4 protein-coding genes are annotated in these 4340 nt (G+C 70.2%); 1 reads left to right on the top strand and 3 read right to left on the bottom strand.

From position 1 onward, the window contains the following. Positions 1-369: 369 nt before the first annotated feature. The 3 genes from B9G38_RS14490 to B9G38_RS14480 form a co-directional block, all read right to left on the bottom strand. Entirely contained in the window at positions 370-555 is a 186-nt protein-coding gene (locus B9G38_RS14490; RefSeq protein ID WP_086220839.1) for a hypothetical protein, read from the bottom strand. Positions 556-558: 3 nt separating this feature from the next. After that, entirely contained in the window at positions 559-1953 is a 1395-nt protein-coding gene (locus B9G38_RS14485; RefSeq protein WP_086220838.1) for a cytochrome P450, read from the bottom strand. Positions 1954-2061: 108 nt separating this feature from the next. After that, positions 2062-3678, bottom strand: coding sequence for a methyl-accepting chemotaxis protein (locus tag B9G38_RS14480; protein ID WP_086220837.1), 1617 nt, complete (start codon positions 3676-3678; stop codon positions 2062-2064). A 162-nt stretch (positions 3679-3840) separates the two neighbouring features. Here B9G38_RS14480 and B9G38_RS14475 point away from each other — a divergent pair. After that, the coding region (locus B9G38_RS14475; protein ID WP_158093833.1) for a GIY-YIG nuclease family protein at positions 3841-4340 on the top strand (500 nt) is incomplete at its 3' end.

Raw genomic sequence — 4340 nt, 5'->3', positions numbered from 1 at the left:
CTCGCTGTCGCCCGAAAATCGGAGATTTTCGGGATGTCGTCAGAATCCTTCGGATTCTGACTGCTAGCCAGAAATCTCTGATTTCTGGCGATGACGAGAGAGCTTCGCTCTCTCGAACCACGCGCTTCAGTCGCTCGCTCCTTCCAGTGCTTACGTCGGTGTGCTTCGTCCTCGCGGCTGCCCCTTCGAGCCCCACCCGACAGCACCGCGACCGCACCTCACGCCTCCCCAGCCTCGTCGCCCGGCCCCCGCTTCGCTCCGGCCGGGCGACTCCCTCGCGCGTGCTGGCTCGCGGCCTGTCGGCCGCTCGCAGGCACGCGCCGGCCGAAGAGGTAGTGATTTATAAATAATAAACTACCGTCGGACCGGCTACGCGTCGTCGACCGCGTTCGGTTCCTCGACCGCGTGGTGCGGCCCCACCGGCCCGTGGGTCGGGCAGACGCCGGCGATCGGAGTCGCGTTGAGACAGCAGGCGCGCTGCTGGCCCGCGACGAGGCCCCGCGAGAGGGGCTCGCCGCAGCGGGCGCAGTACGACTCCGCCTCGTCGCCGGCCATCCCTCAGCGCTCGCGGATCCGCATCGGCACCGGGTGGTTCGGGTGCATCGTCAGCGATCCGCGCAGGGAGAGGTCGGGCCCCTCGTAGTCGAGGTCGAACCGCGAGCAGACGGTCGCGAGGATGATCTTCGCCTCCAGCAGCGAGAACGCCTTCCCGATACAGTGGCGCGGGCCGCCGCCGAACGGGAAGAAGGCGAACCGGGGGCGCTGGCTGCGGCGCTCGGGCGCCCAGCGGTCGGGGTCGAACGCCTCGGGGTCGTCGTACCAGCGCCCGGACCGGTGGATCGCCCACTGCGACACCATCAGCGCGGAGCCCTCCGGGATCCGATACCCCCCCAGTTTCACGTCGAGCTTCGGCTCGCGGAACAGGGTGTAGACCGGCGGGTAGAGCCGCATCGACTCGTTGAGCACGCGCTCGGTGTAGTCCATGTCGCGGACCGCGGCCGCGGTCAGGGGACCGCTGCTCACGGCCGCCTCGGCCTCGCTCTCGACCCGCTCGCGGGCCTCGGGATGGTTCGAGAGGAGGTAGAACGTGTACGTCAGCGCGAGCGCGGTCGTGTCGTGACCGGCGAGCAGCATCGTCACCAGCTCGTCGCGGAGGTTCTCGTCGGTCTGCTCGCCGCGGTCGCGGGCGCGGAGCAGGACGGAGAGGAGGTCCATCGGGAGATCCGCGTCGGGGTCGCCGGGCGGCCCGCGGACGCCGGTGCCGTCCGGGCCGGCGGGGTCGACGCTCGGGTCGCGCTCCGTGCCGCGGCGGCGCGCGACGATGTCGTCGATCACCGATTCGAGCGTGTCGATCGCGGCGTCGAACTCGCGGTTCTCGCGGGTCGGCACCCAGTCGGGGATCAGGTACCGGCGCGGGTCGGGCTCGAACCGGGCGCCGAGCGGTTCGAGGTTCTCCTGGACCGTCTTCACCTCCTCGTCGTCGATGTCGGCGCCGAACATCGCGGTGACGATGATCCTCACGGTGAGCCGCGCTAACTCCAGCTGGATGTCGACGACGTCGCCGTCCGCCCAGTCCGCGACGTGCGACTCGGCGTGGTCGGCCATCACCCCGGCGAGCGCGCCGATCCGGCGGTTGTGGAACGCGGGGTTCGCCAGCCGGCGCTGGCGTTGCCACGTCTCGCCCTCGCTCATCAGGAGGCCGTCGCCGAGCAGCGTGTCCATCGCGTCGTCGCCGAACTGCGGCTTGCGGTAGCGTTCGGCGTCGGCGACGAGCACGCGCTCGACGTCGGCGGGGTTCGTGAGCAGGTACGTCTCTCGGGGACCGAGATCGAGCCGCACCACGTCGCCGTAGCTGTCGGCGCAGGCGCGGAGGAAGCCGAAGGGGTCGTCGGCGAACTGGCGACCGTTGCCGAACAGGGGGTCGCCCAGCGGTCCGGGCGGCGTAACGGACATACGAATTCTGGGGGTTGAGCGGGGTTAAACGTTCGGCGGGGCGAGAACGAAACGCGGGAGAAGCGGACGGGGTCGAGGGGTCGTCGCAGGCGACGGGGCGCGCCGGGATTACCGCGCGTCGAGCTGCTCGACGCGGGCGATCAGCTCGTCGACGGCCGCCTCTTGGTCGTCGGTGGCGTCGACGATGCGTTCGGTCGCCTCCTCGGTGCGGTCGGAGCGCTCGCGGACCGCCTCCAGCGACGAGGTGAGCTCCTCGACGGTCGCCGCCTGGTCGTCGGTGGTGCGCGCGACCTCCGCGACGCCCGCGGCCGCCTCGTCGACCGCGTCAGCGATCTCTTCGAGCGAGTCGAGGACCGTCTCGATCTCGGTGCCCGCGTCCTCGATCCGGTCGTGCGAGCGCTCGACCGCGGTCGTGGTCTCCGCGGACTGCGCCTGGAGCTTGTCGAGGCTCTCCGTGATCTCCTCGGTGTAGCCGCGGGTCTCGTCGGCGAGCTTCTTCACCTCCTCAGCGACGACCGCGAAGCCGTCGCCGCCCTCGCCGGCGCGGGCGGCCTCGATGTTGGCGTTCAGGGCGAGCAGGTTCGTCTGCTCGGCCACGTCGGAGATGACCTCGATGACCTCCTCGATGTCGTCCATGCGCTCGGAGAGCGCGCCGACGCTCTCGACGAGTTCGTCGCCGATCTCCACCACGTCCTCGGTCGCCTCGCGGGCGTCCTCGCTGGCGTCTAACCCCTCGTCGGCGGCGTCGGCGGCCGCGACCGCGGCGGAGTCGACCTGGTCAGCCGTCGCCGCGACCTCCTCCATCCCCGCGGAGAACGACTGCATCTCCGAGACGCTCTCCTCTAAGAGCTCGTTCTGCTCGTCGACGTTCTCGGCGATGTCGGCTGCCGCGGCGCTCGCCTCCTCGACGGTGCCGTCGAGGTCGCGCGCCTTCTCGTGGACGCTCTCGGAGAGGGTCTGGAGGTTCTCCGCCATCCGGTTTACGACGCCGATGACGCTCAACAGCTCTGCGTTGAGAATTTCGCACTCCTCGCGGCAGACGGCGCGGGCCTCTAGGTTTCCCTCCCCGATCTCCTCGGCGGTCTGGCGGATCTCGGCGACCAGCTCCGCCGTCGCCTCGCGCTCGTTGACGTTCTCGGTGCGGTCGATGACGACCTCAGTCACGCCGACCAACTCGTCGCCGTCGTACATCGGGGTCGCGGTGAACTCGATGTGCTTCTCCTCGCCGTGGCGGTCGACCATCGTGCTCGTGTCGCGGTAGCGGATCCGTGCCGATCCGGACCGCTCGACATCGTACACCTCGTCCGCGTCCTCGGGCGCGTCGAGCACCTTGTCCGCGAGTGTGTCGGCGCGCCGACCGTCGGGGTAGAATAGCTCCGAGGCGTAGTCGTGGCCGAGGGCGTCCGCGCGGTCGACGCCGGTGAGCGCCGCGAGCGACTCGTTCCACTCGGCGACGTTCCCCTCGGTGTCGAGGATGAACGTCGGGACGCCCGTGGCGTTGAACACCTCGGCGAAGCCGGCACCCCCTAAGGTCTTGGTCCGGTCCACGCCGTCCGCCTCGGTGACGCTGTACTCCTCGTCGCTCGGGCCACCGGACTCGCCGGCCGGGACCGTCGCGTCGTCCGTCCCCGCGGGCTCCCCGACGACGACGCCCCCGTCGGGGACCGACCGGGAGTCACCTCCCCGCCCGAGCACGCGCCGTAACAGCCCTCGAACTCCCGTCATATCTGTTTCCCTCTCCCCCAAGCATCGGCATAAACGGTTCTCCCCGTGACTCAGGTTTGATAACTACCCAGTTCGCGAAGTGACATGAACGGACCGTGACCTCGCTTCGGCTCGTCCCCGCAGCGTTCAATGGCGTCGGGCGGCTACAGCGATCCGAGACCGATGGACGCCGGCGCGGTGCGCGAGCGGGCCCGAGACGTCCCGACGGAGCCGGGCGTCTACCAGTTCCGGGCGGGGGAGACGACGCTGTACGTCGGGAAGGCGCTCGACCTCCGCGACCGGGTGCGGTCGTACGCGGACCCGCGCTCGGGCCGGATCCGAGGGATGGTCGAGCGCGCCGACCGGGTCGAGTTCGCGGTCACCGACACGGAGACGCAGGCGCTGCTGCTCGAGGCGAACCTCATCAAGCGGCTGCGCCCGCGGTACAACGTCCGGCTGAAGGACGACAAGTCGTACCCGTTGGTCGCCTTCTCGGACCACGAGGTGCCCCGGATCGAGGTGACCCGCGACCCCGAGGCGGGCGCGGTCGCGTACGGCCCGTTCACAGACGTGGGCCGCGTCGAGACCGTGGTGAAGGCGGTCCGCGACGAGTACCGGCTGCGCGGCTGTTCGGACCACAAGTACGAGGGGCGCGACCGCCCCTGCCTCGACTACGAGATGGG

This window comes from Halorubrum sp. SD612 (genome assembly GCF_002135005.1).
Note: the sequence above shows the minus strand (reverse complement) of the source record. Positions and strands in the feature narration are given on the sequence as shown.